Here is a 23,718-nt window from a genome sequence, read left to right as displayed (position 1 = left end):
CCGTTCCGTAAACGCGAGCCTTATTTTTGCTATTCCCCGACCCGGGGCCGCCCGGCCGATTGTATCCGCCGAGATACTGCAGTCAACGGGAGCCGAGCGCCCGGGACGCTTTCCATTTGGACCAGTTGAATTCCGTCCATGAGGGGGACGATTCCCGAGTCAACCGTTCCTCGACCCTATCCAACGCTTCCGCTGCCTCCCGCATATTCGGATCGCGCCGTTCCAATTCGACTAAATAAGGTACGGCTTCATAGCTGAGCGTTCCCAAATAGGCAGCATCGATCGAGCCCGTCTTCTCGTAACGTTCCAAATTGCTTGAGGCCACGACGGCATCCACCTGAATATAATTGATTAGCACGTAAGCCGCTATCGATACGATCGCATACGGGCGAAACAAGCGGAACCTCTCGTTCCACACCTTGTATAACGCCAGCGCGAACAATCCGACCAGAAACAGCATGAAGGCGTGCACGAGAATCCTCGTAATCGAATAACCATAGGCCATCTCGTACAGAGACAGGCGGAAGTAGGCCGAGCACAGCATCACCCCGGTGCAGCCGATCAGCATGGCCGCAAGCACCCGCAGAGATCGGTTCATCATGCGGCTCGTACGCTCGACGCCGTGCAAAGTCAACATCAGCAGAGCGAAGTTGATAAGCGTCACAATAACCAGCTCGGCAAACCCGCGCCGGGCATATTCCGCGTAGGTCACGCCCTCCGGAAGCGCCGCCGCACCGCCGCCGAAAAAGTATGAAAATTGCAGCACCGCAAACAGCATATACACTGCATTCAGCACCAGCAGCAGCGTAGCGGTAATCGTCGGGTCCATGCGGACCGGCTTGGCAGGCCCGGATACCGCTGCCCCAGGCTCCCAGCCTCCCTCCTCATGACGGAGCGTAAGCATCGTCCGTCCTTCTTCAGCCGGCGGCTTCTCCTTCGGATACAGCAGCCCCCATACGTAAACGAACATGGCGCCGCCCGCTACGACGACCCACCCCGCCCGTATGACGGCCTCGCCGACCGGGATGCCGCTGAGCAGCCTGGGCAGCCCCGAAATCATGCGGTCGAACATCGTATCGGCAGAAGCGAGCAGCGCCCCGACCAGCAGCAAAATCGGCAGCGAGATGACAAGTCCGGTCAATACTTTCCACAGCTGCCGGTAACGTTCAGCCCTCAACCTGCCGGCGATAAGACGACCCGCCAGCTTTCCCGGAAGCGGCGCATACCGCAGACTATGTACGAACAACTGCTCCAGCAAGGATAGGATGACCGCACCCGCATTCATTCTGCTTATCTCACGCCCGCGCACCGTCCATGTCGTATGAACGATGAGAAGGCAGGGTATCGCCAGCGCATTCAAAATCATAAACAGCAAGTTGGTAAACAGCGCATAAGTAAGCGAAAGCAATACGACCGGCGCCAAGAGCAGCAGCGAGCTATTCAACCGCAACCGCTCCCGCTCCCGGATCGCCCAATAATAGAATAAATAAAAGCAAAGCGTAAACAGTGGATAGGACAAGCCCCAATCCCTGCCGTAGAACAGGCCCTGATGGATGACGCCCAGCAGCATAGCGGCCCCGAGAACCGCCGTTTCCCGCCGGTATGATGGTTTGTCCGATGCCATAAGTTTATATCCAGCCTCCGTTCGATCGGGTTCGTCTTCCTACATTATTTAATGAAACCATTCGGCAAAATGGTATTCCGCCAATTTTCGCACGTAGACGACGAACGACACGGCCTGAGCCCGCAATGCCTTCACTTCCTCCGCCTCCAGCTCCAGGTCGACCGGCAAGGTCGAAATCAGTAAACATAACTGCAGCATGCTATGATAGGTTTGCGGGAGCGTGCGAACGGCCCGGGTTACGACCTCTTCCTCGGACAAAAGCCAAGGCCCTTTCTCCCCGGCGGGAAGCGGCGCGTACAGCTGCGTCTCCAGATCGAGATACAAACCCGCGTAGAAAAGCACTGTCTGCGCCGCTTCGGCAATGCTCTCCCGTTCGATCGTCCATTCCGATTCCCGGATGAATTGCTCGGTCCATGGCGTCTGCAGCGGTCCGTATGCGGCAATCGATATGTAAGTGTTCATATAATCGATATCCTCCTTATCAAACGCTTTTGAGCTTTTGCTTTCTTTTTTTATTGTAGACGGTAAAATAGGAATAAAAAGCGCAAGTTTACATTTGGAAATTTCCTATTTTTCATTCCAAAAAACGGATATGCTTGGACTATGAAAGAGGATGAGGTGAATCACGATGAAGCTGGCCAGCCATTATATCCGGCTCCGCGAAAAGCTGCCGCATGTCGGCGAACAGCAGGAGCAAGATATTTTGCTCGACGATATTGCCGCGATTCTCGACTGCAGCCATCGCAATGCGGCGATGATTCTCAAGAAGATGGACGGCGAAGGCTGGCTGCGGTGGATGCCGAAGCGCGGCCGGGGCAACCGTTCGACGCTGCTGTTTGTAACTCCGTCCGAGGATGTGATCCTGCTCCTGGCCAAAGAGCTCGTGGAGCGCAAAGATTTGCGCGGAGCGCTGGAGCAAATGAACGTCTCCACCATTCCCGATTCGCTGAAGGATCATTTTCACAGCTGGCTGAACGGCCATTTCGGCTACAGCAGCGAGCTGCAGGGCAGCAAGCGGTTCGATACGCTCCGCTTCCCGCTGACGCAAGCGGTACAGACGCTCGATCCGGCGTTCACGAATTTTGCCGCCGAAGGCCATTTGGTCAACCAGGTGTTCGACAGTCTGGTCCGCTACAACCGTTTGACGCAGACGATCGAACCGCATCTGGCCCACGCATGGGAGCCGAGCGCCAAACGGACGGCCTGGACCTTCTATTTGCGCAAAGGCGTTCTGTTCCACCACGGGAAGGAGCTGTCCGCCGAAGATATCCGCTTTACGCTGGAGCGGCTGAAACATTCGGAGGCGCGCTCCCTGTACCGCTGGGTGTACCGGCAGATCGAACGCATCGATATCGTCGATCCGCTGACGTTAACCGTTCATTTGACCGAGCCGAACGAGCTGTTCCTTCAATTCATGAGCACGAACCGCTCCGCCATTATCCCGAGCGACGCTTACGATCGGCATGAAACCGAAGCGGCCGGCAAAGAAGCGTTCTCCAAGGCCCCGCTGGGAACCGGGCCGTTCAAGCTGACTTATCTCGACGATGCGATGTGCGTGCTGGATGCCTTTCCCGCCTATTTCCAAGGACGGGCTCATCTCGACCGGGTGGAGCTGTGGCATGTTCCGGATATGCAGCAGCAGGAGCAAAACCGGGCGCTGGAGAGCTTCCAGATTATTCATAATTATCGGGTGCCGGACGAAGCCGAGAGCGCCTGGCAGCAAATTCAGCAGCAGGGGACAACCTGCCGTTTCGTCACGTTCAATCTGCTGAAACAGGGTCCGCTGAAGGACCCCGTCATCCGCGAAGCGGTCTATGAGGCGCTTGACCAGCGCCGCATGCTGGAGCGGCTGAACGGCGACGCGCTCTATGCGGCGGAGAGCTTCATCCGCCCGGCGGCGATCGAGCCGCCGCTCTCCGTCGATCCCGCGCTGCTTAAGCGGCGCATCAAGCAGGCCGGCTACGAAGGCGAGCGCATCGTGCTGTGCACGATTACGCATTATGAGCGGGACGCGCTGCTCGTCCAGGCGCTGCTGCGCGAAGCCGGTCTCGCCGTCGAGCTGTCGCTGCTGCCCGTCGAGGAGTTCAAGGGAGAGCGGCGGCTGCAGGCCGACATGCTGCTCTTCTCGATCATGCTGGACAACGACGCGGAGCTGAGGCTGATCGACCTGTACAAAAGCATGCAGCATCATTTGGAACCGGCCTGCAAAGCGGCCGTGGAGCTATTTCTGTCCGCTGCGCTGCGCGAGCCTCATCGCGAAGGGCGGGCAGGACTGCTGCAAAGCATCGAACGGCGGCTGCGCGACGACCATGTGCTGCAATGGCTCTACTTCAAACGGCTCAAAACGATGTATCGCTCCTCCGTCAAAGGCATCTCGCTCGACTCGCTGGATTGGGTGCAGTTCAAAAACATTTGGTATAAGCCATAATTGCGCGCAGCCGTGAATACAGTGAAAGGAGGAGAAACGCACTCGCGAGAAAGGAGACTGAGCCCAAGTGAAGAAGCAAAGCCGCATCCTGTACCGGGACAGCCGCTACGGCTTTACGCTGTCGATCCCCCGATGGTGGAGCAGCTATATCGTCGTCCGAAGGGATAAAGGAGAGCTGAATTCGGAATACGGCGTGCATTTCAGATTCAAATATAAAGGCAAGCTGTACGAGGATGTCATGACCGTCGTCGTCCTGCCCCTCACGTATAAGCAGTGGGTCGAGCAGGGCTACGAGGACTCCCCGCTCGTTTTCATAGCCGAGCATTGCGGGAAGGTATTCGCCTACTATACCCCGGAGGAGCTGCCGGATGCGTTCATCGATCCGAAGACGCAGGAATACGACTTCAAGAAGTATGCGATACCCATCAAACTGCTAAAACGAATGGTCAACGAAGATGCGCCCCGAATCGCTCGATCGATACGGTTCCGGGCACCCGTGCGCACCTTCCGCTCCGTACCGCTCCGCTCCAAGAAAGTGTGGCCGTGCAGGTGCAAGCGCAGGAAATGAGCCGCGAGGCGGGATGCGATTTCATATCGAAAAACGAACAAATCCCCTAAAAGTGACGTGATGCTCTGAAGCTTATTCCGTCCGCATCCAGCCTAAGCTGGATCGGCGTCTAACCATTCCTCTGGGATCGTTCTATGGGTAATGGGTAGACATTCCTTTCGGGGGAGCCCACGGATATCCACAGGAAATTGATGCGCATCATTTCCTAAACAACAAAAAAGACGCTTCCATCCCGCTGATCTGGCGGATTTGGAGGCGTCTTCTCTTGGATAAGCGGAATTTGGCGGTCCGAAGCAGCTGCGGTTCGCGTTCAGCCCGTCCCGAAGCTATAATAAACATAGCAGCTTGAAGGAAAGGCGGGTGCTTACGCTATGCCATCGAATAACCGCATACACCGCGCCGGCGGCCGGATGAGAGTCGTCAATCCGCTGCTGGTCGTCGTTTTGCTGTTCAGTCTCCTGGGGCCGAAGAGCGGTTCCGCCGGAGCTCCGCTTGCATCGGGCAAGCTGAAAGCAACCTGGCTGTGGGATACGGCGCTGATCGCAACGCAAGAAGGAAGAAATACGATTCTCGGTTTTGCCCGCGAGCAAGCGGTCGGCCGCATTTATTTGCAGGTCGACCGCGGCGTCGCCGCCGAAACCTACGGTCTTTTTATAGAAGCCGCTTCTCAATCGGGAATCCAGGTGCATGCCTTGGACGGCGCGCCGGATTGGGTGCTGCCCGCGCAAAGCGATCGCGTCGCCGGCCTGGTGCGTTGGGTTGCGGACTACAACCGGCTCGCCGAGCCGTCCCGCCGCTTCGGAGGTGTCCAGATCGATGTCGAGCCTTACTTGCTGCCGCAGTGGAATACCGATCGCGAGCGGATTGCCGCCGAATGGCTCGATACCGTCACGCGGTTCGCCGAAGAGGCGAGGCGGCAGAGCGAGCCTTTGACGATCGGCGCTGCGCTGCCGTTCTGGCTCGATGAAATCGAGCTGCCCGAGCTGCCGCACGGCGAAGAAGGGGGCGAGAGCAAAAGTCATGGCGAAGGGCGCGGTACTCTGCTGGAGCCGATGATGAAGCAGCTCGACGAAATGACGCTGATGTCCTACCGCGATCAAGCCGAAGCGATCATCGACATGACCGCCGCCGAGCTGCTGCTTGGAGACCTGCTCGGCAAGAAGGTATTCGTCGGCGTCGAAACGAATCCGGACGCGGCGGCTCCTTATATTACGTTTCACGGCAAAGGCCGCAAAGAGATGGAGCGCCAGCTTCTGATCCTCGACGCCATGCTGAGCGCCCATTCCTCGTACGCGGGCATTGCCGTTCACGATTATTCCGGCTGGAGCAAGCTGACGGAGTAGACGGCTGCCGCCCGCAAGTTCCGGCGGCAGGCGGTACCATGCTTAGGACGGCCGCTCACGGCTTCAGCGGCTTAGGCTCCTCGAAGACCCGCTTCAGGATGTCGTAGCTCTGCTTCAGCCGCTCGTGATACTGCGGCTCCTCCCATTTGCTCCACTTGTAATTCAGCGGTACGGCCGCTCCCTGCTGCTCCCCTTCCCGCGTCTGCAGATGCGGCTCGATCCGAATGCCCTTCGCTTCGGTCGGTTTGATGGCGCCTGCCGCATACGGATACTGCCACACCTTGGAAGTGCTCGGGTCCATAAAGCCGAGCAGCATCCACGGAATGCGGATTTCCATGACGGAGCCAGCCGCATACCAATCCGCCAAACTGTTGAACTCGCTGCTGTCGGGATCGGTGACGCCCTTCCTGAGCAGTCCTACCTCTACGTCCTCGAACGGTATCTGCTTCTTGCTTTGCGGCAAATACAGCACCTTGCTCGTCGGCAGCTTCCAGGGCAGGAATAAGCCGCTGCCGTCCTGCGCCAGCTTCTCCTCCCACGGCATCATCTTCTGGACGGAGCCGTACAGCCACGAATGCTGATCATAAGCGCTGTTGACGTAGATGGCCGAATCCTGCTCTCCCTTCATTCGCAGCACGAACTCCTGCCCCTTGCTGAAGGCGATGCCGGGGGCTTTATCCGCCGTCGCGCTTCCGCCCTCAATCGTATCAAAGCCGATGCTGAGCGTCTCCTGCCCCGGCTGCCAGACGCCGTCCTTTTTCTTCAATAATAAATACATATACGCTTCGTCATGGCTCGTCGTCAGACTGAAGCCGTCATAATCGCGGCTTACCGTATCCTTGCGCCGGTCCCAATCATCGGTCTTGCCGTCGAGCTTGATCGTATCGTCCTTCGACTTGCCCGCCTCCAGCGCGACGACGCCGAAATGCTCCTCGTTCGTCAGCATATTGCGCCAGAACGGACGACGGTCCGCAGGAGCATCGAGATCCATCGTGTTCCACGTAATTTTGAACCATTCGTCCTGCCAGGAGAACAGCACGGCACCGTCATAGTTCTCATCATAGATGCTGTTATACAGCTCCGCGTCGATTTTGCCTTGTTCCTCCTCCGTATGCATCCCTTGGTTGCGGCCTTCGGGCCCGTAATGGGCCATCCCCCGGGAGCTCGGCACGCCGTACTCGGCGACGATGAGCGGAATGCCTTGATGGTGCTCTCTCAGCTCGTGCAAGTAGCCCGCGTACGGATTGACCTGTCCCCGGCTGTCCTTGTAGGTTTGGTACTTCTCCTCGAAACGCAGAAAATCGGGGTAATAAGGATATACGTGATAAGAGGCGAAATAGCCGCCCGTCCAGCTCTCCGTCGGCATCACATGCATCGGATCGACCGATACCAGATCCTCGTTATCTGCCGGCTCGTTCGGGTGCTGCAGCGGATCGGTGGTCACCCAGTTGGCGAACGAGACGGGATGCTGCCAACCGTATTTCATCTCTTCCTGCGCTGCGGTTTCCAGCATTTGCGCAAGCCAGCTTTCGAACGGCGTCGCTCCGTCGGAAGCCCGGAAATACGTTCCCGCAAAAGGCTCCATGCCGGGATGGGCGTCATCCGCCGTTTGCACCACATAAGGGTCCCATTCGGTGCCGACAATCCAGCCGAGCAAATACGGGGACACATCGGCGGTAAATTTGCCGGAGGCATGACCGGGAACCGCCTTGAGGTTAAGACGGCCGTGAACCGCCTGCACCGCATGGCGGATTTCTTCCTGAAACTGCTCCGTAATATCCGCCGCCAAGGCGTCCTGAGGCTTGCCTCCCTCCCCCGTCAAAGCTTCCTCGGGCGACCAAATGCCGTGGAGCAAGTATAGCGGATCTGTCCTGCCCGCATTGAATTCGGCCAGCGCCTCGTAGAAGTACGGCGGCAAAATCGTATAAATGCGCAGCACGTTGACATTCATCTCTTTCATCTGGGCGAACCAGCGCAAATACTGCTCCTTGCTCGGGCTGAGCTCCCCGGGAGCGTGTCCGGGCGTCGTGGCCCCCAGGTTGACGCCCGTCCAAAACTGCGGCTTCCATTCCGTGCCGTCGAAGACGGCCAAGCGGCCGTCCTGCACTGAAGCGATGCGTTTGACGCCGTGCTCCTCCTGAATCGGCTGAGCCGTCTTCGGCGCGGAGGCCGGAGCGCCGAGCGGACTATGCGGGACGCCGAATTGCCATGCGGCAATGCAAAGTACAATCAGGACGGCAAGGCCGATCCCGATGGGCATCGTTTTATTCTTTTTCATCCGGGTAAGGTCTCCTCCTCTATCTCTATCTATATCGTTACCTCGGCATGCATACCGACGTTCCGGATTTGGTTAATGTCAGCTTGTCGTCGCAAGACAGCTCCTGCTGTTCCTGAAAAGCGATGCCCCATTCCTCAAATCGTTCCCGGTTCGACCAGCTGTAGGTGAATTCCGCCGGAACGGGCTTCTCTTCCGAAGCGCCCTTCACCTCGGCCAGCTGCGCGCGCAGCTTCTGATTCCAATCCCATTGGTGGTATGCGTAGGTCCCCGTCACCATTGCCGTATTGACCAGCATGACGGCGGCAAGCAGCCAGCTGGCCGCAGGCAGCAGACGGCGGCCCTGAAGACTGAAGCCGAGCCAGAGGCAAATGACCGGCACCAGCCACAGCTGCGGCACATAACGCGCCCACCAAGCGGCAGGATTAACGAGCACCGAAACGGCGAGCACGGCCATCACCCCGATGGCGGCCATTGCCGCACCCGGCGATTTGCGGAACGCCAGCGCCAGAACGACCAGCGAGAGCAGCAGCATACCGCTGAACCACGGGCCGAAGCCGGAGACGGCGACGTCCGGGTCGCCCAGCGCGGTCAGTTCGCCCGGCTGCACCGTGAACGGGAGCTTGGTTTGCGTCGGCAGCTTCTCCGAGCTGTTGCCCGTCGTCACGGCGAAATAAGAAGCGGCGATCGTCTCCAGCCGGTTCATTCTCTCCAAATTGCGCGGAGTGAAGTTTTTGACGACGTCGATCGCATCTTGGCCGGCCAGCGGGTAGAACGGATGCCCCTTCGTAATCGTATTGGTCACATACGGGTTATAGCCAACGAGCAGTACGGCGGCAAGCCCCCCTGCCGCCGCGATCTTAAACAGCTGCTTGAGCCGTCCGAACTGCTCGCTCATATAGAGCGCGACGAGCAGGCCGATCGTGATCACGCCTGCGTAAGCAAGCGCCGTGAACTTAATATTGACGGCGAAGACCATCGCCGACTTGTAGGCCGTAAGCAGCAGCCAGCCGGGCCTGGCGAATATAAGGCAGCCGAGGGCGATCATGCAGACGAGCATCGACGAAAGCAGACCGTCCACATAATAGCTGAACGCCTGATAGACGCTGACCGGGTTCATAGCGAGCAGCAAGGCGGCTACGCCCGCCTTGACCGCGTGTCCCGGCTTCAAGGTGAGCAGCGCCGCCAAGCTCAGCAGGAACGAAGCGGCAATCGCCAGTAAATTGATCGCCTTGCTGTGCTCGATCAAGCCGGTTGCCTTGAACAATACGGCCGCCGCCAACTCCGAAGCGCGCGCGTAATGATTCATCCAGATGGAATGCCCCGTCGGCACGTTCAACGGCTCGTCATAGACGGGGTTCCAGCCGTCCGCCAAATGCAGAATCGTTTCTTGATGATACGCCTGCCCGTCGTAGGACAGATCGTAGAAGACGCCGCTTAAGAAGAAGCAGGCCGCGAAGAAGACGCACGAGGCGCCGACCGCCCAGGCGAACAACCGGGCAGGCCGCTCGACCTGTACGGTTCGAGCCGCGAGCCAGGCTGTCCAGACCGCTGCGGCGGCGGCCAGCCACACATGGAGCGGCAGAAGCGGAATATTTAGCAAAAAAAGCAGCGACGGTATGATCATCGCCCCTGTAGTAAACATCAGCAAGGTTAGACCGGTAACAATACTGAAAGCAGCCAGTCGGTTTCTCATAAGCCTCTCCCCTATGCAAATTATCTGTGCCTTGCTACATCACGGCGGATGCCGCCCAAGCGAGCAGTGTGCCGACGGCCAGACCGCCGAGCACCTCCAGGCGGGTGTGGCCTTGCTTCTCCCGCAGCCCGGATCGGCGTTCCTCCCCCTTCTCTTCGGTAAGCGAGTTGATCCACCGGGCATGATTGCCGACCGCCCGGCGAATCCCTGTCGCATCGATCATTACGATATACGTGCAGGCGCAAGCAAGGCCGAACAAAGGGGTGCCGAAGCCGTGTTCGAAACCGGTCAGCATCGTAATGGACGACATCACGGACGTATGCGTGCTCGGAAATCCCCCGTTGCCGATATGCCGGCTGGCATCGGCGCCGAACCGGAGCCGGTTGATTGCATATTTCATCGTACCGGAGCAGAGCCACGCAGCGAACGGAATCGCAGGGTACAACAACTGCGCGCTTAACATCATATTCCCTCCTTTCTGACGCGCCGGGACTATGCCCGGGCAATGATCAGAACGCCGGCCGTAATGAAGGCGGCGCCGAACCACTTTTGCATCGAGAGCGTTTCCTGGAACAAGACATAACCCATGATCATAACGAGAATATAGCTTAAGCTGACCATCGGATAAGCCGTACTGAGCGGAAATCGTCTCAGCGCCAGCAGCCAGAACAGCGAACTGATGCCGTAGCTGGCCAACCCGGCGATAATCGGCCCTATACCGGTCCACGAGAACCCGGCCGCAGCGGCGTTTCCCGCCGACTTAAGCGATTCGATTCCCCACTTCATCAGCACCTGCCCCAATGCGCCGAGAAGAATTGAAGCTATTAGCCATATGTATTTCATACTCTCCGCTCACTCCGCCCTCCTATTTTAGTTATCGCTTCGGTTTATACTCCATTTCATTTGTCCAAATACAGCAAAATAAAGGCGACGGAGAACGCGTACAGCACCACCGTCATCAAAATATGCTTGTCCTCCAGCAGCAGCTTCTCCGGCCGGCCTCCCTTACCCTCGATATGAATCAGATAAAGGTAACGGAATATGCCGTACAGCACCAGAATCAGCGTCCACATCAATTGCGGGGTGTGGCCGGATGTAAAAGTAAACAACGCATAGCTCATAATCGTCGCCGTCGTGACAATGGCATTCATCTGATTGAGCAGCTCGAGCGAATAATGCTCCAGCACCTTCCTGTGCGCTCCCTTGTCCGCCTGCAGCAAATACAGCTCATGCCTGCGTTTGCCTATGGCCAAAAACAAGGCGAGCAGCAGCGTGCAGATCAGAAACCACGGTGTAAGGGGGACGCCGATGACCAGGCCGCCGCCGATTGCCCGCAGCACAAAGCCGGAAGCGACGATCAGAAGATCGATGATCACGACATGCTTAAGCCGCAGCGAATACATGACATTGAGGCAAAAATAAAGCAGCAGCACAAAACCGAATACAAGCTGCAGCCGAAACGCCAGCAGCAGACATACCGCCAATAGAACGATGCCGAACGCCAAGGCGATAGGTGCCGAAATGGCGCCTGAAGCGAGGGGACGCCGCTTTTTCTCGGGGTGCATGCGGTCCCTCTCCCGGTCGACATAATCGTTCAAAATGTACACGCAGCTAGAGACGAGGCAAAACAGCGCGAAGCCGGCCGCCGCTGACAGCAGCATGCCCATGGTCGCCGATCGGATCGAAAAAATCAGCGCAGCGAACACAAGCAAATTTTTGGTCCATTGTCTCGGACGCATCAGGATGAAGAACATGATTGGGGCCGACCCTCCGGCTCCTTCCTTAAGCTCGACATCCGTTTTGGTTGGTACCATAGCCGACTCTCCTTCGTTGTGGGATAAGCAGATGGGTGCCTTCCATTGCACGGTTCATTATAACGAATGATTTTTCTTCTATAAAGAACGAGGAAAGGGTGTTTCATGGAGTATTTTGGAGGATAATCAAGGATTTTGTTCGTTAAAACGAAATAACTCCGTTTTAAACATTTTTATTTTGTTGAAAAATGCGGTATACTTCAAAATGTTATTCGCTATAACGAATATTCTGTATTCTACAAAAAAACATTATCCGTTTATGGGCTTAAAGAGTGGTGAACAAGTGGCCGGAAAGTCGATAGAAAGCTGGAACAGCGTGAGCGTTCGCCTTTGTAGACGGATTTCCTCCGCTTCAGCGGTTCAAAATGGAAAGTCGTGCTGCAACAGCGAGTGGAAGCTTCTATCGGCCGCAGGACATGACTCATTCGCCACCTTTGTAAGCCATGACGGAAAGAGGAGGAGTACACCGATGTGCGGTATTGTCGGGTATATCGGCAGCCGGGATTCGCAGCCGATTTTATTGGAAGGATTAAAGAAATTGGAGTACCGGGGCTATGATTCCGCCGGGGTGGCAGTACATACTACGCAAGGCCTCCATATACGCAAAACGAAAGGACGCATCCGCGAGCTGGAAGCGCGTCTTGAGCATCAGCCTCTGCAGGGCTTCGCCGGCATCGGCCACACCCGCTGGGCGACTCACGGGAAACCGTCGGACGAGAATTCGCATCCCCATGCCGATACGACGATGAAAATATCGGTGGTGCATAACGGCATTATCGAAAATCATCAGCAATTGAAGGAAGAGCTGGAGCAGCTCGGTCACCGCTTCCGCTCCGAAACCGATACCGAAGTGATCAGCCATCTGATCGCTCAGTATTATGAGAACGATCTGGTGAAAGCCGTTCAACAGGCCGTCGGCCGTATCCGGGGCGCCTACGCGATTGTCGTGTTGTCCGAGCATGAGCCCGACAAGCTGATTGCCGTCCGCTGGGCGAGCCCTTTAATTATCGGCGTCGGCGAGGGAGAGAATTTCATCGGCTCCGACATTCCCGCGATTTTGGAATATACCCGGGACGTCTACATCTTAAGCGACGGAGAGATGGCGGTCATCTCCCGCGACAGCGTGGAGCTGATGACCCTGGAGGGCAACTTCATCGCCAAGCAGCTGCTCCATATCGATTGGGATATTATAATGGCCGAAAAAGGCGGCTACGAGCACTTCATGCTCAAGGAAATTCATGAACAGCCCCGCGCCTACAGAGATACGATGCTAAGCCGAATCGGCGAAGGAAGCGAGACGACGCTGTCGGAAATTCAGCTGACTCCCGAGCGGATCAAGAGCATCGGCAGCATCCACATGGTCGCCTGCGGCACCGCGTATCACGCCGCTCTGGTCGGCAAGGCGGTTATCGAACGGCTGACCCGTATTCCGGTCGAGGTCGACGTCGCTTCCGAGTACCGGTACCGCCAGCCCGTCATTAAGGAGAATACGCTCGTCATCGCCGTCAGCCAGTCGGGCGAAACCGCCGATACGTTGGCCGCGATGCGCGAAGCCAAGCTGAACGGCGCGCAGGTGCTGGCCATTACCAATGTCGTCGGCAGCTCGGTCGCCCGCGAAGCCGATCACGTTCTGTTCACTTGGGCCGGCCCGGAGATTGCGGTCGCCTCCACCAAGGCGTATACGTCCCAGCTGATCGCCATTTACCTATTGGCGCTGCATTTGTCGCAAACCTTGAACACGACGGATGCGCTCGCCCGAGCGGAGCTGATTCAAGGATTGAAAAAGCTGCCGGAGCAGGTGGAGAGCATGCTGGAGGACACCCGGCAGGTGCAAAGAATCGCTCAGGAGCTGTCCGGCGTTAGCGATCTGTTCTTTATCGGCCGCGGCCTGGATCAGATGGTTGCGCTGGAAGCGTCGCTGAAGCTGAAGGAAATTTCCTATATTCATTCGGAAGCCTATGCCGCCGGGGAGTTAAAGCACGGCTCCCTCGCTTTGATCGAGGACGGGACGCCTGTTATCGCCTTGGCTACCCAAGAGCATCTGCTGGAGAAAACGATCAGCAACGTCAAGGAAGTGAAAGCCCGCGGAGGCCATGTCATCGCGGTCGCCTTATCCGGCAATATGCCGATCGCGGGAACGGCGGACGACGTCCTGTATGTTCCCCGGACGCACGCCCTGCTGACGCCTGCGTTATCGGTCGTCCCTCTTCAGCTGCTGGCCTATTATACCGCCCTGGCCAAAGGCAACGACGTGGACAAGCCGAGAAATTTAGCCAAAAGCGTAACTGTCGAATAACGGGCAGCTGCAGCAAACTGCAGCTTGCAGCACAGGAGGACAAACCGTATGTGGACCGAGCCGTTACAACCGGCTTTCTCCGTCGCGGCTGCGCTTGGCGTCCTCATTGCGGGAGGCTTCGCCGCTCTGTTCGGGCTGCGCGCCAAGCATCGGCTGCAGCAGGAGAAAACGGCGTTTTATTTGGATAAACATCTCAGCTATTTCAGCTATCTCAGCATGCACATCGACGGAAAGGAGCCGCTGCTCCCTCCCCCGGCCAGTTGGAGGCAGCCGAACTCAAGGCGATTCAGAGGAAGCTGATCGAGTGGATCGAGACTTTGGACGGCGCGCCCCGCGACAAGCTGTCCGACTTATGCTCGCAGATGGGCCTTGTCCGTCTGGAGCGCGAGCGGCTCGGCAGCTCCCGCCACTCGGAGCGCATCGATGCCGCCTATCATCTCGGCATTATGAGAGCGGGCGACTGCGCGGAGGAGCTGATCGCGATGCTCGAAGGCGAAGGCCGCGAATCGACCGCCTTCGTCGTCGGTCGGGCCGCCGCCAAATGCGCGACCGAGCCGCAGCAGCTGCGGCGCATCGCAGAGCAAATCGTGAAAACCCATCCGCACAGCCACAGGCTCATCGCCGATATTGTCGCCTCTTCCTCGATGGACCCGGCGCCGATGTACTCGGAGCTGCTCACATCCCGAGAAGATGCGCTGGTCGTCACGGCGTTGGTCGGCTTATCCGGCTGCAAGTCGCAAGGGCCGCTCGCTGTGCTGGACAAGCTCTCCTCAGCCGCTGACAAAGAGGTGCGGATCAAGGCGGTCAAGCTGCTGCTGCAATCGCCCGCCTTCCCTGCGCAGCGCATTCGCGCTTTCCTCCGTCATCCGGATTGGGAAATTCGCGCGGCGGCGGCCAAAGCGGCGGGAGAGCAGCGGCTGTTGATTTGCCTGGACGACTTGCAGCATGCCTTGTCGGACGACAGCTGGTGGGTGCGCCGTCACAGCGCGCACAGCCTGGTCCGGCTCGGGATGGCCGGCTTCCATGCGCTATGCGAGACGGCCTGCGCCGCCGAAGACAGCCCATGCCGCGAAAGCGCTTTGGAGGCCGTCAAGGCCGAGCTGGAGCATGCCGCTCTGGCTGCCGCCCAGGATATGAAGCAGCAGCTTTACTATAATGAGCTGACTTTCCAGTACCAAAAAACGTTTAATGATCGGTACGCGAGCCATCCCGCCTACGCCCCTCGTATCAGCTCGTAGAAAGGGGAAACACGATGAGAGAGTTTTTGCTGAACTACGGGTTAATTGCCTCGTGCCTGATCGTCGGGTCCAGCCTGGTTTACTTCATGATTTTGGCGATATCTTCGCAAAGCATGCTGTCCCAGATCAAAAGCACGATGTATTCGAGATTCCGGGGACTGTCCGGCTCGGAATTCGTTCCGCCGGTATCGATCTTGGTTCCCTCTTATAATGAAGAATTAACCATCATCGAAAGCGTCCGTTCGCTGATGGCGCTGGAATTTCCGGTATACGAGGTCATCGTCGTCAACGACGGCTCCAATGACGGGACGCTGCAGGCGCTGATCGACGAATTTGCTCTGCAGCGGGGCCCTGCGGCCCCATCCCGCCATTTGGTCCCATCTCAGCCCGTAAAGGATGTGTATTATAATCCGCAATACCCGAAGCTGATCGTGATCGACAAGGAGAACGGAGGCAAGGCCGACGCGCTGAACGCCGGAATCAACGTATCCCGCTATCCTCTGGTCGCTACGATCGACGCCGACTCCATGCTGGAGAAGGATGCGCTGATCCGCATGGTGCAGGTGTATATGGAAAATCCCGAGGAGCATATCGCCATCGGCGGCAACGTTCGCATCGCCAACGGCAGCCGCATCCGCGACGGACGCGTGACCTCGGCGCGGTTGTCGTCCAAATGGCTTCCCGCTATTCAATATGTCGAATATATGCGGGCGTTCCTCGGCGGGCGGATCGGCTGGAGCGCCATGAACGGATTATTGATCGTCTCGGGAGCCTTCGGCCTATTCCGTAAGGAGGATTTGATCCGGGTCGGAGGATATGAAGCGGACTGCCCGGGCGAAGATATGAATATCGTGATGAAGCTGCATCGTTACATGCTCCAGAGCGGGCAGCCTTACCGGATTCTGTTCTGCCCCGACGCCGTCTGCTGGACGCAGGCACCCGATACGCTCGGCGTGCTTGCCTCCCAGCGCCGCAGGTGGATTCGCGGCAATCTGTGGAACGTCATCCGGTTCCGCTCGATGCTGTTTATTCCGAAATATAAAATCATCGGCTGGCTTGCCCTGCCGTATACGATTATTTACGAAACGCTCAGCCCTTACGTTAAGTTGTCCGGCTTTGCCGCTCTGGTCGCCTATGTGCTGATGGATATGACGCAGCTGCCGATCCTGCTGGCGTTTCTGCTGCTCAACGCGCTTATCGGGCTTGTCTTTACCGCAGGCTCGCTGCTGATCGAGGAGCTCGCTTTCCAGCGAAGCTTCCAAACCCGCGACATTATCAAAATGATCGGCTACTCCATACTGATGGCCTTCGGCTACGATCAGTTGAACGCGCTGTGGAAGCTGCAGGGTCATGCCGACTATTTGCGCGGCAAGCACAGCTGGGGCCATATGGTGCGCCGCAGCTGGAAGGAAGATTCGCCCGACGGGGAAGAAGAGCTGGAGCGCAGCCGAGAGCCGGGACAAACCGCATCCGGCAAAGCCGGCCAATCGTCCAAAGCTCAGGCCATTCAGGGCTAGTCCGCCCGGAGGCTGCGGCCGGCAGCCTTTTTTCGCCGCATCATCACTTTCATAATAAAAGGAGTGTTTTTAACGATGAAGACGCCTGTTTTGAACCATACGCAATTGTCGCACCACCTCGCCATCCAGATTACGAACATCCTGCAGGGGCAGCCTGGGAGCAATGCGGGCTGATCATCGCACAAGTGTCGGAACTCGGTTCCATGGAGCTTCAAGATTTGGAAACACGCCTCGGATTGGAAAAAGCCGCGCCGGCCGTCATGCCGAGCTACGATCCGGTAGAAAAGCTGCTCATCGTGCTGCTCCCCGGACAGCCCCTCGCCTCCGCGCACTTCCTCTCGCTCCCGGTTCGCGATTTCCTGCAGCGCGCTTCCTTGCTGGAAGGGAACGTGACGGTCGCCAGCTTCCCCGAATGCGCTTCGCCCGACCCGGAAGCTTTCGCGGAGATGATTGCGATGACCCAGAGCCAAGAGACTGCGGAGCAGGAGCTTCAGGTCTACTGCCCGCTGGGCGGCCTGAACGGCGCGCCGTCCATCGTCATGATCGATCAAAACGCCGACCTGCTGGATTTCATGCAGGCCCGCCTCGGCATGCAGGGCTACGATGTGCTGCCTGCCCAGGACGGTCTCGAAGGGCTCCACCTCATCCGTGAAGCTTCCCCCGATCTGGTTATCACGGAATTGACGCTGCCCGCGCTGGACGGATACCAGCTCATTCACCGCATCCGCCAATCGCGGGAATTAAACCGCAGCTGCAAAATTATGGTATTAACCGACCTCGGATTGGATCGGGAAGTGAGCAAATGCTTCGATCTCGGCGTCTCCGACGTCATCCGCAAGCCGTTCTCGCCGGTGGAGCTGGAGGCGCGCATCCGCAGACTGCTAGCCTAATACTTTCTTTACGACAAAGGAGCTTACCGCCATGAGAGGGACAACTACAGCCGGTAAATGGCTGCTCCGAATCATCTTAGCTTTGGCCGTCATTTTTCTCGTTTGGCACTACCTGCCTTTACACCAAATGGAAACCGTCCGTTCCGCGGGCGGAGCGCAGATCAAATTCCGTACGAATAACGACCGCATTGAAGTGTATACGAATAAAACATGGACCCCTTTCTTCGCGAAAGGGGTCAATATAGGCGCGGCTCTGCCGGGCACTGATCCCGGCGAGCTGCCGATTACCAAAGAACATTATTTGCAGTGGTTTAAGATGATTCAGGATATGGGCGCCAACACGATTCGCGTTTACACGATTTTGCAGCCCGCATTTTATGAAGCCGTGGTCGAATATAACCAGCGTCATGCCGGGCAGCCGCTTTATTTTATCCAGGGCGTCTGGGCTCCGGAAGAAGAGCTGATCGAGCAGAAGGATGCTTACATAGATGAAATTTATCAGCATTTCCAGCGCGATATTTCCCTTGCGGTCGGAGCCGTCTACGGGGACGCCGATATTCCCGCGGAATTCGGCAGAGCAAGCGGGAGCTACCGCGCCAATGCCGGACCTTATTTGCTCGGCTGGCAGATCGGCACCGAATGGGACCCGACCATGGTGAAAAACACCAACGAGAAGCATAAAGACAAAGCCGGTTTCACCGGCGCTCACTTCTCGGCCAAGCCGGAAGCGTCGCCGTTCGAAAACTGGCTGGCCGAAATGCTCGACCATCTGTCGTCGCAGGAAGCCCAGTTCGGCTGGAGCCATCCCGTCTCGTTCACGAACTGGGTGACCACCGATCCGCTAAGCCATCCGGGCGAAGTTCTTATCGCCGAGGATATGGTCAGCGTCGACGCCACGCACATCCGGGTGGACGATTGGGCGGCCGGCTATTTTGCCGCTTTTCACGCTTATCCGTATTATCCCGATTTCTTCCATCTGGACGATACGCTTAAGGATTTGCCTGAACCTGACGGGACGCCGAATACTTACAAGAGCTACTTACGCAAACTGAAAGCGTACCATCCCGGAATGCCCGTCATGATCACCGAATTCGGCGTGCCCTCCTCGCTCGGCGTCGCCCACCTCGGCACGATGGGCCGCAATCAGGGCGGTCATGACGAGCAGGAGCAGGGCCGCATCGACGCCTCGCTGCTGCACGATATATACAGCGAAGGCATGGCCGGAGCGATCGTCTTCTCCTGGCAGGACGAATGGTTCAAGCGCACCTGGAATACGATGAACTTCGAAATGCCGCCGGAACGCCGCAAGCTGTGGCATAACGTGCTGACGAACGAGCAGCATTTCGGTCTGCTCGCCATGCTGTCGTCCAAGGACGGACCGCTTCGCATCGACGGCGATTCGAGCGATTGGGACGCTTTGAAGCCGGGCGACAAGCGCAAGCTCGAAGGCTCCTACCCCGGCTGGAAGGAGCTGTGGATGACCCATGACGAAGCTTATGTGTACATTACCGGCAAGCTGGAGAAGCCGTTCGATCCGCAGCAGGAGCTGCTGTACATCGGCGCCGACACGATTCCCGGCGGCAACAAGCATGCCGAGGAGCTCGGCGGCCGCACGCTCGACGAAGGGCTGGAGACGCTGATCGTACTGGGCAAGGACGAGGAGAGCGAGGTTCGAATCGCCTCCAATTACGATTTCCACCGCCGTCTCTACGGTCTCGGCTACGGGATGATCGATGTGAAGCCGGAGGAATTCCGGGACGATTCCGGCCTGTTCCAGCCGTGGAAGCTGGCGGTCTCCCTCGAGCTCATTACGCCCGATTCCAAGAAGCATAATCCGTTCGAGGAAGTGGACGCGGGCAAGCTGAAGCGCGGCACCACCGACATCGCTTCCCAGGACTTTCAGTCCCTTGCCATGTGGCAGGCGAAGGGCGATACGGTGGAGATGCGCATCCCGTGGATGCTGCTCGGCTTCAGCGACCCGAGCTCGCTGCAGGTGATCGGCTACGGCGGCGAAGACGGCAAGCTGGCCTCGGTAACGACGCAGGGCATCCGGCTCGTTCCCTGGATCGTCAGCCGATCGGGCGGTCAAGTGACCGGATTAGGCGACGGCAAGAGCCCTTATCCGGTATCTGCGCTTCCGGTCTACCAATGGAAGCCTTGGGATAAGGTCCAGTACGTAGAGCGGGTCAAACAAAGCTATGATCTGATGAAGCAAGCTTTCGGAAGCATTAACGGAGGCTGAGCTTTAGCGCATTGAAATACAACGAACGCCTGTATGCCTAGCATCTGGGTAGCAGCAGCATTTCCGGCCGTTTCAGACAAGTTTTCTCTGAAGCGGCAGCAAAAAACCGGGCCGCCTCCTAACGGAAGGCGGTCCGGTTTTTTACATTGTTATTTGTGGTTGTTTTTACGCCACTTGTTATATTCGAGAAACTCCAGAAACTGCTCTTTGCTGATTCCCGAGTCCATAGCTTCGCGGACAAGCCCCAGCCAATCTTCATCCAGCTCCTGCTGAAGGGCGGTTTTATTTTGCAAAAATGATTCTATAGGAACCTCAAGAACCGCGCATATTTTCTCCAAAAACTGGATGGACGGATTGGACTGAATATCCCTTTCGATCGAGCTTAAATAGGATTTAGCTACTCCGGCCTTTTCTGCGAGCTCCGTGAGGGTGAGTCCTTTTTCCATTCGCAATTGCTTCACGCGTCTGCCGATCATGGTAGCCACCCCTAGTCCTCTGTCAATTCAAATCTCCAATATATTGTATCAAAAAAAAGCGGAGTGTGAATGGCAAAATTTCAAAAAAGGAATTGAAAACGCTAACAATATGATCGAAAAAAATTTGTATGCGCCCTTAAGCTCTGTTTCTATAGGCTTCTTCAAAAGTATTTCTACGCTCTTCTTTTTGCGTGTGACGAATAAACTGCAGCACTTCTTTCTTGGATATCCCCATCTCACGGGCTGCAATGATCAAGTTGAGCCAGTTCTCGTCAAGGTTCTTGTTGGGTACAAGCGTGCGATAAACGGACATGCTCCGATCCCTCCAGATTTCCGGAAAACTTGGTTTCCTAACTTGGTTTTCTCAATACGTTTCGCAGCCAAGCCCCCTTAAAAGAGGGTTCGGAACGTATATTACGCTATATTACATGGAACAGAACAAAAGATTAACAAAGTAAGAACGGACTGTGAGCAATGTTTTATCGGCGCGTGTCCTTAGTCCCGAAAGACGAAGCGGCCCGCTTGTACATAACGGCAAATCGGCCGCCTCCGGTAACGGGAAGCAGCCGATTGCGGACCTATTTGATAAGACGAATCGTCAAAGGATAGTCATACCATTCGCCCTTCGAAGCGCGAATGGTCGCAATGACGATGCACACCAGCGCAAAGATGCCGAGAATCGGAAGCAGCACGAAGCCGATGATGGCAAAGCAGAGAATGCCCGCCACGAACGAATAAATGATCAGGGAGATTTGGAAATTGAGCGATTCTTTGGCATGCCGTTCGACATAGGCGGACTCGTCTTTCTTCAACAACCAGACGATCAGCGGCGCGATCACACCAAGAATAATGCATAAAACATGAGAGAGCAGCGCCAAATTCCTTTCTTCGCTGGAAACCATACAGCCCCTCCTTCAAACTGCCATAGCAGCAAGGTTATTGGAATATGTATGCGCAACATGTACGGAAGTTGCCGATATGCCGGGGAAAAAATCACCGTCGCCTCCTCTAAAGGCGCAAGCGGTCGACTTTGTCGACGGATTCCCCCGCTCGAGGGAATTTTCAGGCAGCCGAAAAAGACGCCCTTCTGCCGTTCATCCGCACTCCCTTTACGAAGCAAACAACCTGATGAATACACGGATAAAGGCATCTTTTCACTCTTCAAAATGTGACAATTGTATGAACTTCTGATAAGATATGTTTTATATTACCATTTAAGAACTTGACAAGAAATTTTAAAACCGTAATATCCGGCAATGTCATCATGATTCCTGCGGTAAACTCTTTTCCAACCTGCGTTTCTTTTTCAAAAGGGAACGTCTGCCGGTTGTAGAAGTTATGATAACAAATCATATGATCCCAGCTTCGTTCGGAGGACATACGAAGATGAATCCAATCGATAGCCCGGCCCCCAAAAGCTTGCCGCCCGATTCCGATCCGGCGCAAAAAGCGGCTTCGCATGAGTATGCAAGCCAGTGGTTCGATCTGTTTCCCTTCGGCGCCGCGCTGTTGGACCCGGAAACCGGCTCGATGCGAATCAACCCCGTTTTACGCCGCTTGCTAGGCTACGATGGGGCGCCCGAGCCTAAAGACATCCGGTCTCTGCTTCACCCGGACGAGCTGCCGCGATCCGCAGCCTGGCTCAGCCGGCTAACGACCGGAGTCTTTCCGTGCGCGCAGGCGGATTTAAGGTTAATCCGCTCCTCCGGCGAGCCTCTTAGGTGCCGCATGCATGCAATGCGGCCGCTGACCGAGACGGGCCTCTTCCCATATGTATTGCTGCAAATTCAAATTATGCCCGACAAGACGCGGCTGCAGGCAAGAACTACGGTCTCCTTTGCGCAGCTGGATGCCATGCTGGAATCATTCCCTTATCCTCTCGTTATGGTGAATCAAGAATGGATCTGCACGTATATGAATAAAGCGGCGGAACTCTTCCTCGAAGCGACCCGGGAGGAGCTGCTCGGACGCAGCCTATGGGACAGCCTCCCTCAAGTCGACACCTGCTTGTACCGGGAATGTATGCGATCGGCGGCGGAGATGATTCCGATACGCATTCAGGAAACAATGCCGTCCGGACGCACGTTCGAAATTAACGGCTACCCGACCGAAGACGGGATGTGTCTGTTCGCCCGGGATGCGTCGGCCGCGCAAGAGCAGGAAACGGCTTACGTTCATACGAAGCTGATGCTGAACTCCATGATCCGGCATATGCCTGACGCCGTCGCCATCATGGACTGCGAATATCGCATCGTTCAGGTGAATCCCGCTTATGTCGCCGCATTCGGCTATAAGGAGGACGAACTGCTCGGCAACTTTCCCCTGCCCATACCCGCGGCGTTGAAGGAGGAAACCTGCATTTTGCTGCGGCAAGCGCTCCAGTTCAAGCAGCTCCATACGATCGAGACGAAGCGCAGGCACAAGGACGGGCGAATGTTCGACGTCTCCCTCTCGATCTGGCCGATAATCGCCGAGGACCAGAACGTTATCGCCCTCACCCTTATTCTGCGGGACATTACCGGGCGCAAGCAGGGCGAAGAGCTGCTGCGGTTTGCCGACAAGCTGTCGGTTGCCGGCCGTCTTGCCGCAGGTGTCGCTCATGAAATCCGCAACCCGCTGACCGCGCTCAAAGGCTTTACCCAGTTTATGAAGCAGAACGCCCAGTACAAAGAGCATTATTTCTCCATCATGCTTGCGGAGATGACGAGAATCGAGCAGACGCTAAACGAGCTGCTGCTGCTCACCAGCCCGCAGACGCTGCCGCTGCTGCGGCGAAGGGTAGAGCCGATTCTCCGCGAAGCGCTCGGCCAGCTGGAGAAGGAAGCGGAGCTGCAGGGCGTCGAGCTGAAGCCGCTGTTTCCGATTCATCTGGCCGAGGTTCGCTGCGACGAAAATCACTTGAAGCAAGTATTCGTCAGTCTCATTAGAAACGGAATCGAGGCAATGCCTCAGGGGGGCGCTATCACCGTCGATTGCTGTCAAACCGATGAACGAACGCTCTCCGTCACCTTTGCGGACCAAGGCGTCGGCATTCCGGAGGAGCTGCTGCAGCGGGTTGGCGAGCCGTTCTTCACGACCAAGGAGAAAGGCACGGGCCTCGGTCTTGTGATCAGCAAAAAATGGCTGCACGATCTCGGCGGATCGCTGCATATCGCCAGTACGGAAGGCCGCGGCACGAAGGTCACCGTACTGCTGCCCATCGGATAAGCCAAGGCGGACAAGGCGATGCGGCCCTCTCCAAGCGAGACCTATACTTTTCGCAGGCAACCTGTGTTAAGATATAATGACATCTTTCAACGAGAGGACTGTCT

General features: G+C 56.8%; 20 protein-coding genes. 10 read left to right on the top strand and 10 right to left on the bottom strand.

Going from position 1 to position 23,718, the window contains the following annotated elements:
• Window positions 1–82: 82 nt before the first annotated feature.
• Window positions 83–1,624, bottom strand: coding sequence for a DUF4153 domain-containing protein (locus SK3146_RS22440; protein WP_249860870.1), 1,542 nt, complete (start codon window positions 1,622–1,624; stop codon window positions 83–85).
• 48 nt (window positions 1,625–1,672) lie between these two features.
• Window positions 1,673–2,086: a hypothetical protein gene (locus SK3146_RS22435; protein WP_249860869.1), complete on the bottom strand. Its 414-nt coding sequence runs from the start codon at window positions 2,084–2,086 to the stop codon at window positions 1,673–1,675.
• A 166-nt stretch (window positions 2,087–2,252) separates the two neighbouring features.
• On the opposite strand from SK3146_RS22435, the gene SK3146_RS22430 reads away from it, so the two are divergent.
• From SK3146_RS22430 to SK3146_RS22420, 3 genes are all read left to right on the top strand, one after another.
• Complete coding sequence (locus tag SK3146_RS22430; protein WP_249860868.1) at window positions 2,253–4,052, top strand: ABC transporter substrate-binding protein; 1,800 nt, start codon at window positions 2,253–2,255, stop codon at window positions 4,050–4,052.
• 67 nt (window positions 4,053–4,119) lie between these two features.
• Complete coding sequence (locus SK3146_RS22425) at window positions 4,120–4,620, top strand: hypothetical protein (protein WP_249860867.1); 501 nt, start codon at window positions 4,120–4,122, stop codon at window positions 4,618–4,620.
• Window positions 4,621–4,991: 371 nt separating this feature from the next.
• On the top strand, window positions 4,992–5,963 hold the full coding sequence (locus SK3146_RS22420) for a hypothetical protein (RefSeq protein ID WP_249860866.1): 972 nt from the start codon (window positions 4,992–4,994) through the stop codon (window positions 5,961–5,963).
• Window positions 5,964–6,018: 55 nt separating this feature from the next.
• On the opposite strand, the gene SK3146_RS22415 is transcribed toward SK3146_RS22420, so the two are convergent.
• Genes SK3146_RS22415 through SK3146_RS22395 form a run of 5 tightly spaced genes read right to left on the bottom strand, consistent with a single transcriptional unit; the run spans window position 6,019 to window position 11,748 of the window.
• Entirely contained in the window at window positions 6,019–8,241 is a 2,223-nt protein-coding gene (locus SK3146_RS22415; RefSeq protein ID WP_249860865.1) for a hypothetical protein, read from the bottom strand.
• A 37-nt stretch (window positions 8,242–8,278) separates the two neighbouring features.
• Window positions 8,279–9,934, bottom strand: a complete 1,656-nt coding sequence (locus SK3146_RS22410; RefSeq protein WP_249860864.1) for a hypothetical protein — start codon at window positions 9,932–9,934, stop codon at window positions 8,279–8,281.
• A gap of 34 nt (window positions 9,935–9,968) precedes the next feature.
• Window positions 9,969–10,400, bottom strand: coding sequence for a divergent PAP2 family protein (locus SK3146_RS22405; RefSeq protein ID WP_249860863.1), 432 nt, complete (start codon window positions 10,398–10,400; stop codon window positions 9,969–9,971).
• Between the two features lie 26 nt (window positions 10,401–10,426).
• Window positions 10,427–10,777, bottom strand: coding sequence for an EamA family transporter (locus SK3146_RS22400; RefSeq protein WP_249860862.1), 351 nt, complete (start codon window positions 10,775–10,777; stop codon window positions 10,427–10,429).
• Window positions 10,778–10,833: 56 nt separating this feature from the next.
• Window positions 10,834–11,748 carry a decaprenyl-phosphate phosphoribosyltransferase gene (locus SK3146_RS22395; protein ID WP_249860861.1) on the bottom strand — a complete coding sequence of 305 codons (915 nt, stop codon included), beginning with the start codon at window positions 11,746–11,748 and terminating at the stop codon, window positions 10,834–10,836.
• Between the two features lie 469 nt (window positions 11,749–12,217).
• On the opposite strand from SK3146_RS22395, the gene glmS reads away from it, so the two are divergent.
• The 6 genes from glmS to SK3146_RS22365 all read left to right on the top strand — a co-directional run bounded on the left by glmS (window position 12,218) and on the right by SK3146_RS22365 (window position 19,931).
• Window positions 12,218–14,044 (top strand): glutamine--fructose-6-phosphate transaminase (isomerizing), encoded by a 1,827-nt coding sequence (gene glmS / locus SK3146_RS22390; protein WP_249860860.1) that lies wholly within the window; start codon window positions 12,218–12,220, stop codon window positions 14,042–14,044.
• A gap of 48 nt (window positions 14,045–14,092) precedes the next feature.
• Window positions 14,093–14,344, top strand: coding sequence for a hypothetical protein (locus SK3146_RS22385; protein ID WP_249860859.1), 252 nt, complete (start codon window positions 14,093–14,095; stop codon window positions 14,342–14,344).
• A complete protein-coding gene (locus SK3146_RS22380) occupies window positions 14,305–15,282 on the top strand; it encodes a HEAT repeat domain-containing protein (protein WP_249860858.1) in 978 nt (325 codons plus the stop codon). The genes SK3146_RS22385 and SK3146_RS22380 overlap by 40 nt, the downstream gene beginning before the upstream one ends.
• Window positions 15,283–15,296: 14 nt before the next feature.
• Window positions 15,297–16,799: a glycosyltransferase family 2 protein gene (locus SK3146_RS22375; protein WP_249860857.1), complete on the top strand. Its 1,503-nt coding sequence runs from the start codon at window positions 15,297–15,299 to the stop codon at window positions 16,797–16,799.
• A 185-nt stretch (window positions 16,800–16,984) separates the two neighbouring features.
• Window positions 16,985–17,689: a response regulator transcription factor gene (locus tag SK3146_RS22370; RefSeq protein ID WP_249860856.1), complete on the top strand. Its 705-nt coding sequence runs from the start codon at window positions 16,985–16,987 to the stop codon at window positions 17,687–17,689.
• A 31-nt stretch (window positions 17,690–17,720) separates the two neighbouring features.
• Entirely contained in the window at window positions 17,721–19,931 is a 2,211-nt protein-coding gene (locus tag SK3146_RS22365; protein WP_249860855.1) for a hypothetical protein, read from the top strand.
• 149 nt (window positions 19,932–20,080) lie between these two features.
• Here SK3146_RS22365 and SK3146_RS22360 read toward each other — a convergent pair whose 3' ends face one another.
• The 3 genes from SK3146_RS22360 to SK3146_RS22350 form a co-directional block, all read right to left on the bottom strand.
• A complete protein-coding gene (locus SK3146_RS22360) occupies window positions 20,081–20,407 on the bottom strand; it encodes a helix-turn-helix domain-containing protein (RefSeq protein ID WP_249860854.1) in 327 nt (108 codons plus the stop codon).
• Between the two features lie 136 nt (window positions 20,408–20,543).
• Window positions 20,544–20,720, bottom strand: a complete 177-nt coding sequence (locus tag SK3146_RS22355) for an anti-repressor SinI family protein (protein ID WP_249860853.1) — start codon at window positions 20,718–20,720, stop codon at window positions 20,544–20,546.
• Window positions 20,721–20,985: 265 nt separating this feature from the next.
• Entirely contained in the window at window positions 20,986–21,309 is a 324-nt protein-coding gene (locus SK3146_RS22350) for a DUF4870 domain-containing protein (RefSeq protein ID WP_249860852.1), read from the bottom strand.
• Window positions 21,310–21,793: 484 nt separating this feature from the next.
• Here SK3146_RS22350 and SK3146_RS22345 point away from each other — a divergent pair, with 484 nt between their 5' ends.
• Window positions 21,794–23,614, top strand: a complete 1,821-nt coding sequence (locus tag SK3146_RS22345; RefSeq protein WP_249860851.1) for a PAS domain-containing sensor histidine kinase — start codon at window positions 21,794–21,796, stop codon at window positions 23,612–23,614.
• Window positions 23,615–23,718: the final 104 nt, after the last annotated feature.

It is taken from the genome of Paenibacillus konkukensis (assembly GCF_023523925.1).
Taxonomy (GTDB): domain Bacteria; phylum Bacillota; class Bacilli; order Paenibacillales; family NBRC-103111; genus Paenibacillus_S; species Paenibacillus_S doosanensis.
The sequence above is the reverse complement of the archived record's forward strand: the minus strand, read 5'-3'. Positions and strand labels throughout refer to the sequence as shown.

Excerpts from the sequence above, each read along its gene's own strand:
- SK3146_RS22410 (WP_249860864.1), bottom strand. The coding sequence starts at position 9,934 with ATGAGAAACCGACTGGCTGCTTTCAGTATTGTTACCGGTCTAACCTTG.
- SK3146_RS22355 (WP_249860853.1), bottom strand. The coding sequence starts at position 20,720 with ATGTCCGTTTATCGCACGCTTGTACCCAACAAGAACCTTGACGAGAAC.
- SK3146_RS22440 (WP_249860870.1), bottom strand. The coding sequence starts at position 1,624 with ATGGCATCGGACAAACCATCATACCGGCGGGAAACGGCGGTTCTCGGG.
- SK3146_RS22420 (WP_249860866.1), top strand. The coding sequence starts at position 4,992 with ATGCCATCGAATAACCGCATACACCGCGCCGGCGGCCGGATGAGAGTC.
- SK3146_RS22375 (WP_249860857.1), top strand. The coding sequence starts at position 15,297 with ATGAGAGAGTTTTTGCTGAACTACGGGTTAATTGCCTCGTGCCTGATC.
- SK3146_RS22360 (WP_249860854.1), bottom strand. The coding sequence starts at position 20,407 with ATGATCGGCAGACGCGTGAAGCAATTGCGAATGGAAAAAGGACTCACC.
- SK3146_RS22405 (WP_249860863.1), bottom strand. The coding sequence starts at position 10,400 with ATGATGTTAAGCGCGCAGTTGTTGTACCCTGCGATTCCGTTCGCTGCG.
- glmS (WP_249860860.1), top strand. The coding sequence starts at position 12,218 with ATGTGCGGTATTGTCGGGTATATCGGCAGCCGGGATTCGCAGCCGATT.
- SK3146_RS22400 (WP_249860862.1), bottom strand. The coding sequence starts at position 10,777 with ATGAAATACATATGGCTAATAGCTTCAATTCTTCTCGGCGCATTGGGG.
- SK3146_RS22385 (WP_249860859.1), top strand. The coding sequence starts at position 14,093 with ATGTGGACCGAGCCGTTACAACCGGCTTTCTCCGTCGCGGCTGCGCTT.
- SK3146_RS22345 (WP_249860851.1), top strand. The coding sequence starts at position 21,794 with ATGAATCCAATCGATAGCCCGGCCCCCAAAAGCTTGCCGCCCGATTCC.
- SK3146_RS22395 (WP_249860861.1), bottom strand. The coding sequence starts at position 11,748 with ATGGTACCAACCAAAACGGATGTCGAGCTTAAGGAAGGAGCCGGAGGG.
- SK3146_RS22430 (WP_249860868.1), top strand. The coding sequence starts at position 2,253 with ATGAAGCTGGCCAGCCATTATATCCGGCTCCGCGAAAAGCTGCCGCAT.
- SK3146_RS22415 (WP_249860865.1), bottom strand. The coding sequence starts at position 8,241 with ATGAAAAAGAATAAAACGATGCCCATCGGGATCGGCCTTGCCGTCCTG.
- SK3146_RS22435 (WP_249860869.1), bottom strand. The coding sequence starts at position 2,086 with ATGAACACTTACATATCGATTGCCGCATACGGACCGCTGCAGACGCCA.
- SK3146_RS22365 (WP_249860855.1), top strand. The coding sequence starts at position 17,721 with ATGAGAGGGACAACTACAGCCGGTAAATGGCTGCTCCGAATCATCTTA.
- SK3146_RS22350 (WP_249860852.1), bottom strand. The coding sequence starts at position 21,309 with ATGGTTTCCAGCGAAGAAAGGAATTTGGCGCTGCTCTCTCATGTTTTA.